The sequence below is a fragment of the Hydrogenophaga defluvii genome (genome assembly GCF_042665235.1).
Lineage (GTDB): Bacteria > Pseudomonadota > Gammaproteobacteria > Burkholderiales > Burkholderiaceae_C > Hydrogenophaga > Hydrogenophaga defluvii_A.
In genome coordinates this window covers 93,035-105,513 of the sequence record NZ_JBHTBZ010000034.1, presented here as the reverse complement: position 1 = coordinate 105,513, position 12,479 = coordinate 93,035, and the positions used below count along the sequence as shown (strand labels likewise).

Sequence of the window (12,479 nt, the reverse complement as noted above, 5' to 3'; positions counted from 1 at the left end):
ATGCCGCTGTAGTCCTCCAGCCAGAGCGAGGCGGGGGCAAGGTCAAACATCTGTTCAAAGTCGGAGCGGGCGGGCATGGTGGTGGGGCAGGGGGGGGGGCTGCCGGTTTGGTCGGAGGTAGTCACTTTAACAATCTGCCGGCGTGTGTCCGATATGCTGCGGGGCGTTTGCATTGGTTTTATGGGTAAAGCATGAGCACCTCGTCCATTCTTCTCACCGTCGCGGCGGCGGCATGTGTTGTGGCTGCGCTGCTCCACTTTGTGTGCATTCCATGGGGTGCTGCGGGCTATCGGTTTTTGGGTGCGGGTGAGAGTGTGGCCAATGCGGTGGCTGCAGGCGATTGGCGACCGCATGTGTCTGCCGTGCTGGTTGGAGCCATGTTGTTGGTTTGGGCTTGGTGTGCACTGGCAGGCGCCGGACTGGCTGCGCCGCCGCCGCTGCTTCAGCCTGCACTTTTCACGATCGCGATCGTGCTGATGCTGCGCGCGCTCGCATTTCCATGGCTCCGTCCGATTTTTCCAGGCAACAGTGAGCTCTTCTGGTGGGTCTCTTCAGCGCTGGTCGGTGCACTTGGCCTCTTGTTTTTGGTTGGAGCCATTTTGGGCAGCAAGCCATGACATCTTGCAACCGACTGGCACAGGTGCTCCACTGCGCTGTGCATCGTTGAGCAGAAACGCAAGTCTCATGATCTCGGTCCAGTTGAACGGCCAGCGCTTTCAAGTGCGCGCTGCGGCGATCATTCTTCACGAGGACTTCGTCCTCCTCCATCGAGCACCAAGCGACGACCATTGGGCATTGCCCGGGGGAAGGGTTGAGGTTGGCGAGTCGGCCTCAACGACCATCGTTCGGGAGCTGAAGGAAGAACTGGGCGAAAACGTTGAATGTGGACCGTTGCTGCATGTTGTCGAGAACTTCTTTGAACTCGCGGGGGCACGGAACCATGAAATCGGTTTCTACTTCCAGGTCTGCTTGGCTGAGTCTTCCGTTTTCTTGGACACATCCCGCACATACCGCGGTGTTGAACCCGAGCTGAATCTCGAGTTTCGGTGGTTTCCTTTGCAGGAGCTGGTGTCTGTCAACTTGAGGCCGGCATTTTTGCGAACCTATCTGTCGGCCAGCCCGCTTGCATTTGGGCATGCTGTTTGCAAATGACCAAGTACGTTGCGCTGTCCATCGTTTCGCCTCATGGCGGAAACATCGCTGCGGGAAGGAAGACGATGGAGGTTCGCTCATGGGTGCCGCCGACGCTGCTGATCAAAGACCTGCTGATCGTAGAGAACGCAAACTTCCTGACCGATGGGTTTTAAGTCGATCCGAATGGGCGAGCCGTCGCGCTGGTGGATGTGCGACTTGTCGAACCCTGGTTACCGCCACAGGTGGAGCCTGCCTGCTCAAGTGGGTGGCAACCTGGGTACTTTGCTTGGCACCTTGAGAATGTGCGGCCATTGGCCTCCACGGGTCGGGTATGGGCCAAATGGAAGCTCTACGAGGTTGAGTTGCCTCATGCAGGGTGTGGGCATTCCGCCGGAACTGCATGAACGGTTCGCCATCGCCGCACAGGCCGAAGGCAAGAGCATCAACGTCCTCGCTCAAGAGGCGCTTGCTCAGCGTGTCACTGCCTGATCAAGGTCAAAAGCGCCACCCATGAAAAAACCCGCCAGCCAGAAGGCGGGCGGGTTGTTCGTTGCAAGAGGCTCGCGGCTTATTGCGGTTCGATCTTGGCTTCGCGGATGGCTTTTTCCCACTTGACCGTTTCGATCTTGTTGCGCTCGGCCAGTTGCTGCGGCGTGCCGGGGTCGATGGCGAAGCCGTTGGGGGCGAACTTGTCCTGGATGTCCTTGCTGTTCGCCGCAGCATTGACGGCCGCGTTCATCTTGTTGATGGCATCGGCCGGGGTGCCGGCTGGGGCGAACACCGCAAAGTAGGCGGTCAGTTCGTAGTCCTTGAGGCCCAGGGCCTCGTTGACGGTGGGCAGGTCGGGAACGGCGGCGGCGCGTTTGGTCGAGGTCACGGCCAGGCCACGGATTTTGCCGCCTTTGTGCTGGGGCACGGTGACGCCAAAGTCGGCGGTGAACACCATCACCTGGCCGCCGATCAGGTCGGTCATGGCGGTGGGGCCGCTCTTGTAGGGGATGTTGTTGAACTGCACGCCGGTCATGCTGGCCAGCACGGCCGAGCTGACCTGTTGCGAGGTGCTGGCGTAGGCCACGCTGACCTGGCCGGGCTTGGCCTTGGCGAGGTCGATCAGCTCCTTGAGGGTCTTGGCCGGCACGTCGTTGTTGACCGCGACCATCAGCGGCACCGAACCCACGTAGGCCACCGGCGCAAATGCGGTGTCCTGGTCGTAGGGCAGTTGCTTCATCAGGAACTTGAGTGCCGCGTTGGTGCTGTTGGTGCCCAGCAAAAAGGTGTAGCCATCGGGCGCGGCCTTGGCCACGTCGGCCGCACCCAGCATGCCGTTGACGCCCGGCTTGTTCTCTACCACCACGGTCTGTCCCAGGGTCTCGGAGACCTTGGCCATGAAGGCGCGACCGATCTGGTCGGTGGCGCTGCCAGGGGCAAAGGGCACCACCACCCGGATGGGTTTGCTGGGGTAGCTCTGGGCCTGGGCCAGTGGTGCAGCGAAGCAGGCTGCGACGGCGGTGGCCATGGCGAGGCGGCGGGTCAACTGGGGCATGCGTGTGTCTCCGTGTGTTTGAGGTGAAAAATTCACATTTGAGTGTAGTGGCTGCCGAACGTGTGTGCTCTCATGGTTAGTGCGGAGGCCCGTCGCCGATGGTGATGGCCATCGCCAGCAGCAGAAAGCCAAATGACTTGCCGTGGGCGTCGAGGTTGAGCGACGCGTTGACGCCGCCTTCCAGCGCCTCGTGGAACACGAAGTTGATGCCCTGCAGGTGGGGCAGCTCAAAGCGCTCGATGGCACCGCGCCACAAGCTGGGGTGGGTGGCCTTCAGGCGTTCCACGGTGAGCGCGGCCTTGACCGCTTCATAGTGGCGTGGCTCGTACACCCACACGCACACGTTGGAGATGTTGCCTTTGTCGCCGGAGCGCGCGCCTGCAATCTCGCGCAATGCCACCGTGTGTGTGTTGGTCATGATGTCAGCACCTCGATGTTGAGCGCGATCGCCTCGCGGCCCACGTACATGGGTTGGGTGGTCACCGAGGGCGTGATGTGGCCCCGGTAGCCACCGCCGCCGGCCGGGCCGCCCAGCCACAGGCTTTCCACCTCTTCGAGCAGGTTCTCGGCCATGGCACGCGAGGGGGTGCGCAGGGCCGCGCGCAGGCGCACATCGGTGCACAACGCGGCGTGGGCGGGCAGGCCGTTCATGGCCGTGCCATGCAGGGCGTTGAGACCGATGAGGTCCAGCCGCAGCGGCTCGGTGTTGCCATGCACCTGGGCCATGCGTTCGCGCACGATCTCGGCCGCCAGCTGCGCGCGCGCGGCGGCACCCGGGCCGGCGTAGCTGATCTCGCCCTCGGCCAGAAAACCGCCGTCAAAGCCGACGATGGCCTTGAGCTGGCGCGGCCGTTCGCGCCCGCCCACGCCGCGCACGGCCACGCGGTCGGCGCCGGCTTGCGCGATGCGCGCGGTGGAAAAATCGGCCGCCACATCGGGTGTGAGGTAGGCGGCCGGGTCGTGCACCTCGTACATCAGTTGCTCCTTCACGGTCAGCTCGCTCACCAGGCCACCGGTGCCGTCGAGTTTGGTGATGACCGCGCTGCCATCGGCCGCCACCTCGGCCAGCGGAAAACCCAGCTGCGCGATGTTCGGCACCACCTTGTGCGGCGGGTCGGCAAAGTAGCCACCGGTCACCTGCATGCTGCACTCCAGCAAATGCCCCACGGCCGTGCCGGCGCCCAGGCGCGCCCAGTCGTCGCGCGCCCAGCCCAGGCGGTGCACCAGCGGCGCCAGAAACAGCGAGGGATCGGCCACACGTCCCGTGATCACCAGATGCGGCTGCTCGTCGAGCGCGGGCAACAGGGCATCGATGCCGAGGTAGGCGTTGGCGCCAACCACGCGCTGGCCGTGCTCGCGCAAGGTCTTGCCCATCTCGGGCAGCCAGGTGTCGCCGTTCACCTGCGTGGTCACGTCATCGCCCGTGACCACCGCGATGCGGATCTTCAATCCCAGCCGCTGCGCCAGTGCCTGCGCCGCGCGCCCGGCCGCGCGCGGGTTGGCCACGCCCATGTTGGTGACGATGGTGGTGCCGTGTTGCACACAGGCCGGCAGCACCGCGCCCAGGCGTTTGTCGAGCGCGGTGTGAAAGCCCTTGTCCGGGTCGGCCGCGCGTTGCAGGTGGCCGTAGGCCAGGGTGCGTTCGGCCAGGCATTCGAAGGCGATGAAGTCGAGCCGGCCACGCTCGGCCAGGTCGCGGGCGGGGGCGATGCGGTCGCCGGCAAAACCGGCGCCCGCGCCGATGCGCAGGGTCATGGGGCGTCCTCTGGGTGTGCCTATGGGGGTATGCACCGGCATTGTGCCTGCCCACCTAGAATGTCAAAAAAACATTGGAGATCCGCATGAAGTCTGCCCACGATCTGGTGGTTGCCGCCAAAAGCCGAGTCACCGAAGTGCCGCTGGAGCAGGCGGAGCAGGCCATCCGCGAGGCCGATGTGCTAATCGATGTGCGCGAGGCCGACGAATACGCGGCCGGCCACCTGCCCGGCGCGGTCCACATCTCGCGCGGTTTGCTGGAGTTCAAGCTCAGCGGCACACCGACCCTGGCCGCACGCGACCAGAAGGTGGTGCTGTACTGCAAGACCAGTGGCCGTGCCGCCCTGGCCGCTTGCGCCATGGCCGACATGGGTTACCTGAACGTGGTGTCGCTGGCCGGGGGCTTTGACGCCTGGCTGGCGGCAGGCAAGCCGGTGCAGCGGCCGGTGCCGCCGTCCTTCGATTGAGCCCGTCTGTGCTGGTGCCGCGCTTACGCTTGTTGCCTGCCCGGTGGCTGGCCTGGCTGGTGGGGTGGTGCCTGGGTGCCGCGGTGTGGGGTGTGGCGGCGTCGGCCGTGGCACAAACCCCGACGCCGTCGGTGCAAGGGGCTCCGGCCGAACTGGTGCTTGGGCCCAGCGCGCCTTCGGTCGCCGTATGGCCGGCGCTGCGCCGCTACCAGGGCGACACGCCCCTGCGCGACTGGACGCAGGCCAGCCTGTTGCGCGACAACTTTGTGCCCATGCCAGGAACCCATGCCACGCTGGGTCTGCAGCCGGAGCCGGTGTGGCTGCACCTGCCGCTGCGTGTGTTGCCCGGCGCCGAGGGCGTGTGGGTGCTGGACATCGACTACCCGCCGCTGAACCACGTGTCGCTCTATCTGGTGCGCAACGACATGGTGGTGGCGCAGGACAAGATGGGCAGCCGCGTGCCACGCGACGAACGGCGGCAGCCCGCGCGCGCACCGACCACCCAGCTCACCCTGAGCGAAGGCCAGTACGACCTCTGGCTGCAAGTGCAGACCAGCGGCGCCATGGTGCTGCCCATGACGCTCAGCCGCCCGGCGGTGTTTTATGCCCGCACGCTCGACGAGCAGATGCTGCAGGGCCTGCTCACGGGCCTGGCCCTGTGCCTGCTCTGCTACAGCCTGGCGCAATGGCTCTCTTTGCGCGACAGCCTGTTCCTCAAATACGGGTTGCTGTTGAGTGGCAGCCTGGCGTTTTCGCTGCACATGTTCGGCGTGGGTCGCCAGTACGTGTGGGGCGCCTGGCCTGGGGTGGAGGTCTATGCCTCCGGGGTGGCCGCCCTGGCGGCGGCGGCAGGCTCGTTTCTGTTCATCGAGCACACCTTGCGCGGGCCCGATCAGGCACGCTGGTGGCGCCTGGCCATGCGCGGTGGCGCTGCCCTGTGTGGGGCGGTGGCGTTGGGCTACGTGCTGGGGCTGCTGCCACTGCGGGTGGTCACGGCGCTCATGAGTGTGCTGGGCGTGGTGCCCGCGCTCATGGGGCTGCGCGGGGCCTTTCGTCGCGCGCGCGCGGGCGATCAGGTCGGCCTGACCCTGCTGCTGGCCTGGGCGGTGTACGGGCTGGGCACGGCGGTGATGATTGGCGTCATTCGCGGCTGGATGCCGGTGAATTTCTGGACCCAGCACGCCTTCCAGTTCAGTGCCACACTGGACATGTTGCTGTTCATGCGCGTGCTCGGTCTGCGCACCCACGCCATGGCACAGGCCGCCCTCCAGGCGCGGCACGACCTGGGCGTGATGGCCTCGCTGGCCCACACCGACCCCCTCACCGGCCTGCCCAACCGGCGTGGGCTCAATGCGGCACTGGCCGAGGTGTTGCCCCACGCCAGCCCCGGCCGGCTGGTGGCCTTGTACGCGCTGGACCTGGACGGCTTCAAACCCGTCAACGACCGCTTTGGCCACGACGTGGGCGACGAACTGCTGGTGGCGGTGGCGCAACGTCTGCGCGCCCACATCCGCAGCAGCGATCTGGTGGCGCGTGTGGGCGGTGACGAATTTGTGCTGGTGGCCCACGGCTTGCCCGACGAGCGCAGCGCGCACGAACTGGGCCTCAAGCTGTGCGACGCCTTTGTGTCACCGTTTGAGGTGCTGGGCGCGCCGGTGCGGGTGGGCCTGACCGCCGGCTACGCGCTGGCGCCGGTGGACGGCCACGACGCGGTGGACCTCCTCAGACGCGCCGATGCCGCCATGTACGCCGGCAAGCAGGCGGGCAAACAGCGGCTGGTGCGGGCCCAGCCGGTGCCGGTTTGATGTGGTAAAAACATGCCAATTTGAACCTGAAATTGACAATAAAATGATAATTTATTACATTTTCGGTTTGTGCCGGATGGTCCGGCCCGCCCGCCCCCATGCCAGATTCCCCTCCCCCGCCTGAGCCGGCTTCGGCAGACGATCCACTGCGCGTGCAACGCGAGCGCGAGTTGCAGTTGGCGCGCGCGTTGATCGCCGGCTCCAACGACGCCATCGTGGCGCAGTCGCTCGACGGCATGATCGAGTCGTGGAACCCGGGCGCCGAGCGCCTGTACGGCTACAGCGCACAGGAGGCCATCGGCCGCCACATCCAGCTGCTGCTGCTGCCGCAAGACCACGCGGCCGAGAGCCGGCTGCTGAGCCGGGTGCGCAAGGGCGAGGTCGTGCCCAACTACGAAGCCACCCGGCGGCGCAAGGACGGCAGCCTGGTCGAGGTGTCCATCAACGTGTCGCCCATGCGCGACGATGCGGGGCAGGTGGTGGGTGTGTCCAAGATCGCCCGCGATGTGGGCTACCGCCGCGTCCGGGCCGAGTTGGAGCAGGCGCGCGAGCGCGCCGAGCAGATGGCCGCCACACGCTCCGCCTTCCTGGCCACCATGAGCCACGAACTGCGCACACCCATGAACGCCGTGCTGGGTTTCACCAGCCTGCTCATGGACACGCCGCTGAACGAGGTGCAACGCGGCCACCTCGTCACGGTGCAAAACGCCGCACGCAGCCTGCTGCGCCTGCTCAACGACATCCTGGACGTGGCGCGCCTGGAAAAAGGCAAGCTGCAGCTGGAGGAGAAAGACCACGACCTGCACGAACTGCTCAACGGTCTGCGCCACGACTTCGGTGCCATCGCCCAGGCCAAGGGCCTGACCTTGTCGGTCCAGGTGCGGCCCGCCGTGCCCCAACGCGTGCATGGCGATGCCGTGCGGGTGGGGCAGATCCTGAGCAACCTGCTGGACAACGCGATCAAGTTCACTGCGGCCGGGCAGGTGCAGCTGCGCGCGCAGGTGCTGGATGGTCAGTTGTGTTTCGAGGTCAGCGACACCGGGCCGGGCATGGCGCCCAACCAACTGGCCCGCCTGTTTGAACCTTTCACACAGGGCGATGCTTCGCTGGACCGTCGATTTGGGGGCGCCGGCCTGGGCACCGCCTTGTGCAAACAACTGGCCACCCTCATGGGCGGCGACGTGGGCGTGCGCAGCACCCCCGGCGAGGGCAGCGTGTTCACCGTGCGCCTGCCGCTGCGCCATGCGGCGGCAGCGGCGCCGGCCGAGAGCACCCCATCGGTTTTTTTGGCCGAAGACCTGCCGCTGGTGAACGAGGCCGAGGCGCTGGAGATTTGGGGCGACATGCGCGATGTCTGGGTCGATGGCCTGACGCTGTTTGTGGAGCACCTGCCGGGGCACCGCGCCAACATTTTGGCCGCCTTGGGCAACAACGACCTGAGCGCCGCCGTGGCCCCGGTGCACGCCCTGCGCGGCAGTGCCGCCACGCTGGGCTTGCAGGCCCTGAGCCAGTTGCTCGCCATCGTCGAACACGCCTTGCGGCATGGCGACATCGCGCACGCCCAGGCCTTTGCCGCCGAACTCGGCCCCTTGCTGGACCGCACCGAGCAGGCGGTGTTGCCCTTGCTGGCGCCCACACAGAACCAGCCGCTGGACGTGCTGGGTGCGCCGCCCCGTGTCGTCGACGCGCTGGCCGCCATCGACCAGGTGGTGAGCACCTTGCAACGCGGCGAAGCCCCGCTGCGCCAGGTCGAGGTGCTCAAGGACGCCCTGGGGGCCGGCGTCGTGCAGGCCAGTTGGCAGGCGGCGGCCAAAGCGCTGGACAACTTCGAATTTGACCGCGCCGAGCTGGCCCTGGCAGACTTGCGTGCCTGGCTGACCCAGCAGCCGCAGACCTGACGTTCACACGGAGATGCACATGGTTGCGCAAGCAGAACAAGACGCCCGCAAGCTGTTGCTGCTCGTGGATGACGAAGCGGTCAACCTCAGGCTGTTGCAGCAAATCTTGCAGGACGACTACCGCCTGCTGATCGCCAAGGACGGCGCGCGGGCGCTGGAGCTGGCCGCCAGCGCTTTGCCCGACCTCATCCTGCTCGACGTGATGATGCCGGGCATGACCGGCCACGAGGTGTGCGAACGCCTCAAGGCGAGCGACGCCACACGCCACATCCCGGTCATCTTCGTGACCGCGCTCAGCGACGAGACCGATGAAACCCAGGGCTTTGCACTGGGCGCGGTGGACTACATCACCAAGCCCTTCAGCAACCCGGTGGTGCGTGCGCGCATCAAAACCCAGCTCTCGCTGGTGCGCGCCGAGGTGTTGCTGGCCACCCGCCAGCAGGTGGTGCAATGCCTGGGCGCAGCGGCCGAGTTCAAGGACAACGAAACAGGCCTGCACGTGGTGCGCATGAGCCACTACTCGCGCCTGATTGGTCAGGCGCTGGGCATGCCCAAGGTTTTGCTCGAAGACCTGTTCAGCGCCGCGCCCATGCACGACGTGGGCAAGATCGGCATCCCCGACGCCATCCTGCGCAAGCCGGGGCGGCTGGACGAAGACGAGCTGCTGGTGATGCGCCAGCACCCCGAAATTGGCGCCCGCATCATTGGCCGGCACCAGGACGGCATGTTGGCCATGGCGCACCGCATCGCGCTCTACCACCACGAAAAGTGGGATGGCAGTGGCTACCCCTTCGGCCTGGCCGGCGAGGCCATTCCGCTGGAAGCGCGCATTGTGGCGATCGCCGATGTGTTCGACGCACTCACCAGCGTGCGCCCTTACAAACGTGCCTGGACCTTCGACGAGGCACTGGGCCTGCTGCGCCAGGAGGCGGGCCGGCATTTCGATCCGAGCCTGGTGGCCGTGTTCCTGGGCCTGCTGCCGCAGGTGGCGGCGGTGGCGGCCGAATTCGGCGAGCCGCTCAACCACCCCAGCGCGTGAGCGCCAACGTCACCATGCTGCCCACGCAGACCAGGGCCAGCGCAAACCATGGGGCCTGGTGTTTGGCCGGCAGGTCGGCGCGCAAGGCCTGCTTGCCCGCCACGATGTAGGCCAGCAGCAGCACCAGCTTGGCCGCCAGCCACGGGTGTTGCGCGCCGGGGTACTGCGCGCTCCACACCATCAGCCCCACGCCGGCCGCCATCAGCACGCTGTCGTTGGCATGGGGCAGCCAGCGCAGCACCGGCCAGCGGCGGCGCCAGTCCACGCCCCACAGCCCCAAGCCACCGCGCAGCACAAACAGCGTGACCGACACCACCACACAGGTGAGGTGCAGGTGGCGCAACGCCAGGTAGCTCATCGTGCAGGTTTCAACGGTGGATGCGCAGGTCCGGCAGCCGCCAGTCGCGCCACATGGCCAGCAGGCGCAGGCCGCTGGCGGCCGACGCACCCAGGGCCAGGGCGATGCCACTGTCCAGCACGAGAAAGTGGCACGCCACCACCACCCAGCCGCCGGCAAACGCGCACACCGCGTAGGGCTGGTGGCCGTGGAAGGCCGAGGGGATTTCGTTGCACACCACGTCGCGCAGCACACCACCGAACACGGCCGTCATCACGCCCATCAGCACCGCGATGAGCGGGGGCATGTGGGCGGCCAGCGCGATCTGTGTGCCGCTGGCCGCAAACAGGCCCAGGCCCAAAGCGTCGGGCCACTGCATGGCGCGTTCGGTGAGGGCCAGGTGGTGGCCACGCAGCCACGCGCCTGTCACCACACACAGGCCCAGCACCGCCCACACGTACCAGCTGTGCTCGACCCAGAAGAAGGGCCGGCGGTCGAGCAGCACGTCGCGCAGCGTGCCACCGCCGAAGGCCGCCAGAAAGGCCACCACCGTCATGCCGACCACGTCCAGCTTTTTGCGCACGGCTTCCAGGATGCCGGAGAGCGCAAAGGCCGCCGTGGCCGCGATCTCGATGGCAATCTGTGCGGTTGTCAGCGTCTGGGTGACCAGCGGGTTCAGCGTCATACGGCCCGATGGTAGTCGGGGATGACCATGCCGGGGTGGTGAAGGGGCCGTCAAGTGCGCGCGCCAGCGGCGAGTCGGCCGAGTGTGGCGAGCCCAACAAGGCCGTGCTTTTGTCGGCCTGATCCGCGTCCACTTCAGCGCTCTGTTCAGCCCTCGCCGCAGCCCAGCTTCTGCGCCAGCGCAATGCGCTGGCGCATCTGGGTGACCAGGTGGTCCAGAAACGCGCGGCTGCGCGCCGGCATGAACTTGCGGCTGGGCAGGGCGGCATAGAGCTCCAGGCGGGCCGTGATCCAGGGCGACAACACGCGCACCAGGTCGCCGTTGCAAAGGTGTTCGGCAATCAGTTCGATGGGCTGCGAACTGATGCCCGCGCCCTCCAGCGTGGCGCGCAGCAGGGTGTCGGTGTGGTCGGCCAGAAAGGCCGGGCTCACCTCCTGTTCCACCACCCGGTCGCCTTCTAGCGGGTGCATCAGCCGCCACGGCGCCAAGCGCGCACCCGGCGTGCGCAGCCGCAGGCATTGGTGTAGCGCCAGGTCTTCGGGGGTTTGGGGCGCGCCGTGTTGGGCGATGTAGCTGGCCGAGGCGCAGACCACCGCCTCGCTGGAGGCCACATGCCGCGCCACCACCTGCTCGCCCAACTGATCGGTGGAGCCCACCAGGGTGATGTCGTGGTCCTCGACCGACAGCTCGTAGGCGGTTTCGACGTGCAGGTCGATGGTGATGCGCGGGTACTGGGCGCGAAAGCCTGCCACCAGCGGAGCCACGATGTTGACTGCCAGCACCGGAGGCGCCAGCACGCGCAACACACCCGACAGCTCCGAGGTGTGCGACTGCGTGACCGCAAAGGCCTCGTCTACATCCTGCAGGATGTGCCGGCTGCGCTTGAGCAGTGCATCACCGGCATCGGTCAGCGAAACCCGGCGCGTGGTTCGCTGCAGCAGCCGTGTGCCCAGGTGTTCTTCGAGGTCGGCCACCAGGCGGGTGACGCCGGCGGGGGCCATGTCCAGGGCGCGCGCGGCGGCCGCAAAGCCGCCTTCATCCACCACTTTCTGGAAGGCGCGCAGGCTTTGGAGTCGGTCCATGGGAGGGCTTTCGGTTTTTCAAGGTCTCTATTATTTCAAAATCAACAATAGAAAATTGAAAATGTGGATATTTATCTCGAAATAAAACGGTAATAAAGTACACCCCATCGATGAGGCAAACACCAGCGCGACTCACCGAGCAACGGGCAACCAGACGCTGTACCGGCGGATCAAGCCCGAAGGAAACACCCTCAACCTTCTAGGAAATACCATGAACATGACTTCGAAAATCACCTCCGCCATCGTTTTGTCTTTTGCCGCACTGGGTGCCGGCCATGCCATGGCTGTTGAAGGCGGCGACCGTGGCGTGGGTCTGGCCCAACACTTTGCCGCCACCAGCAATCAGACCCGCGACGCCGTTCGCGCCGAGTACCTGCGTGCCGCCGCTGCCGGCGAAGTGGTGGCCAGCGGCGACCGCGCCAGCCGCCTGGCAGCGCCGGTGGTGGCCCAGACCAACACCACCCGCGAGCAGGTGCGTGCCGAATACTTCCGCGCTGTGCGCAGCGGCGACATCGTTCAAAGCGGCGACGCTGGCGTCAAGCTCAATGAACTGTATCCCTCGCAATACCCCCAGGCCGAGCGCGCCAGCCGCGTGGCCGGTACGGCAACTGCCACCCAGCTGTAATCCGCACTTGTGTTTTGAGGCACGGGGGTGATCCCGCCGTGCCCTCGCCACACCCACGGCGCCGGTCATCCCCGGCGCCGTTCGTGTTTGTGGGGCGCCGTTTTATCGT

General features: G+C 66.4%; 15 protein-coding genes. 9 read left to right on the top strand and 6 right to left on the bottom strand.

The window, feature by feature from the left end:
- Nucleotides 1-191: 191 nt before the first annotated feature.
- The 4 genes from ACFQU0_RS12880 to ACFQU0_RS12865 all read left to right on the top strand — a co-directional run bounded on the left by ACFQU0_RS12880 (nt 192) and on the right by ACFQU0_RS12865 (nt 1,623).
- Nucleotides 192-617, top strand: coding sequence for a hypothetical protein (locus ACFQU0_RS12880; RefSeq protein WP_382201394.1), 426 nt, complete (start codon nt 192-194; stop codon nt 615-617).
- 67 nt (nt 618-684) lie between these two features.
- Entirely contained in the window at nt 685-1,152 is a 468-nt protein-coding gene (locus ACFQU0_RS12875; protein ID WP_382201392.1) for an NUDIX hydrolase, read from the top strand.
- Nucleotides 1,149-1,307 (top strand): ASCH domain-containing protein, encoded by a 159-nt coding sequence (locus ACFQU0_RS12870; RefSeq protein ID WP_382201389.1) that lies wholly within the window; start codon nt 1,149-1,151, stop codon nt 1,305-1,307. The genes ACFQU0_RS12875 and ACFQU0_RS12870 overlap by 4 nt, the downstream gene beginning before the upstream one ends.
- Before the next feature lie 196 nt (nt 1,308-1,503).
- Nucleotides 1,504-1,623 carry a toxin-antitoxin system HicB family antitoxin gene (locus ACFQU0_RS12865; protein ID WP_382201387.1) on the top strand — a complete coding sequence of 40 codons (120 nt, stop codon included), beginning with the start codon at nt 1,504-1,506 and terminating at the stop codon, nt 1,621-1,623.
- 79 nt (nt 1,624-1,702) lie between these two features.
- On the opposite strand, the gene ACFQU0_RS12860 is transcribed toward ACFQU0_RS12865, so the two are convergent.
- The 3 genes from ACFQU0_RS12860 to ACFQU0_RS12850 all read right to left on the bottom strand — a co-directional run bounded on the left by ACFQU0_RS12860 (nt 1,703) and on the right by ACFQU0_RS12850 (nt 4,432).
- Entirely contained in the window at nt 1,703-2,677 is a 975-nt protein-coding gene (locus ACFQU0_RS12860; RefSeq protein WP_382201385.1) for a Bug family tripartite tricarboxylate transporter substrate binding protein, read from the bottom strand.
- A 76-nt stretch (nt 2,678-2,753) separates the two neighbouring features.
- Complete coding sequence (locus tag ACFQU0_RS12855) at nt 2,754-3,095, bottom strand: AtuA-related protein (RefSeq protein WP_382201382.1); 342 nt, start codon at nt 3,093-3,095, stop codon at nt 2,754-2,756.
- A complete protein-coding gene (locus ACFQU0_RS12850) occupies nt 3,092-4,432 on the bottom strand; it encodes an acyclic terpene utilization AtuA family protein (protein ID WP_382201379.1) in 1,341 nt (446 codons plus the stop codon). Before ACFQU0_RS12850 ends, ACFQU0_RS12855 begins: the two co-directional genes overlap by 4 nt.
- 86 nt (nt 4,433-4,518) lie before the next feature.
- Between ACFQU0_RS12850 and ACFQU0_RS12845 the strand changes: the two genes are divergently transcribed.
- The 4 genes from ACFQU0_RS12845 to ACFQU0_RS12830 all read left to right on the top strand — a co-directional run bounded on the left by ACFQU0_RS12845 (nt 4,519) and on the right by ACFQU0_RS12830 (nt 9,641).
- Nucleotides 4,519-4,899, top strand: a complete 381-nt coding sequence (locus tag ACFQU0_RS12845) for a rhodanese-like domain-containing protein (protein WP_382201377.1) — start codon at nt 4,519-4,521, stop codon at nt 4,897-4,899.
- A 29-nt stretch (nt 4,900-4,928) separates the two neighbouring features.
- Entirely contained in the window at nt 4,929-6,704 is a 1,776-nt protein-coding gene (locus ACFQU0_RS12840) for a diguanylate cyclase domain-containing protein (protein ID WP_382201374.1), read from the top strand.
- Nucleotides 6,705-6,802: 98 nt separating this feature from the next.
- Nucleotides 6,803-8,602 (top strand): ATP-binding protein, encoded by a 1,800-nt coding sequence (locus ACFQU0_RS12835; RefSeq protein WP_382201371.1) that lies wholly within the window; start codon nt 6,803-6,805, stop codon nt 8,600-8,602.
- A 19-nt stretch (nt 8,603-8,621) separates the two neighbouring features.
- Nucleotides 8,622-9,641 (top strand): HD-GYP domain-containing protein, encoded by a 1,020-nt coding sequence (locus ACFQU0_RS12830; RefSeq protein WP_382201370.1) that lies wholly within the window; start codon nt 8,622-8,624, stop codon nt 9,639-9,641.
- Here the strand turns inward: ACFQU0_RS12830 and ACFQU0_RS12825 are convergent.
- From ACFQU0_RS12825 to ACFQU0_RS12815, 3 genes are all read right to left on the bottom strand, one after another.
- Nucleotides 9,622-9,999, bottom strand: a complete 378-nt coding sequence (locus ACFQU0_RS12825) for a SirB2 family protein (protein ID WP_382201368.1) — start codon at nt 9,997-9,999, stop codon at nt 9,622-9,624. The two genes, ACFQU0_RS12830 and ACFQU0_RS12825, sit on opposite strands and share 20 nt — an antisense overlap.
- Before the next feature lie 10 nt (nt 10,000-10,009).
- Nucleotides 10,010-10,663: a trimeric intracellular cation channel family protein gene (locus ACFQU0_RS12820; RefSeq protein ID WP_382201365.1), complete on the bottom strand. Its 654-nt coding sequence runs from the start codon at nt 10,661-10,663 to the stop codon at nt 10,010-10,012.
- 146 nt (nt 10,664-10,809) lie between these two features.
- Complete coding sequence (locus ACFQU0_RS12815) at nt 10,810-11,745, bottom strand: LysR family transcriptional regulator (protein WP_382201363.1); 936 nt, start codon at nt 11,743-11,745, stop codon at nt 10,810-10,812.
- A 211-nt stretch (nt 11,746-11,956) separates the two neighbouring features.
- Here ACFQU0_RS12815 and ACFQU0_RS12810 point away from each other — a divergent pair, with 211 nt between their 5' ends.
- Nucleotides 11,957-12,370 carry a hypothetical protein gene (locus ACFQU0_RS12810; protein WP_382201361.1) on the top strand — a complete coding sequence of 138 codons (414 nt, stop codon included), beginning with the start codon at nt 11,957-11,959 and terminating at the stop codon, nt 12,368-12,370.
- Nucleotides 12,371-12,479: the final 109 nt, after the last annotated feature.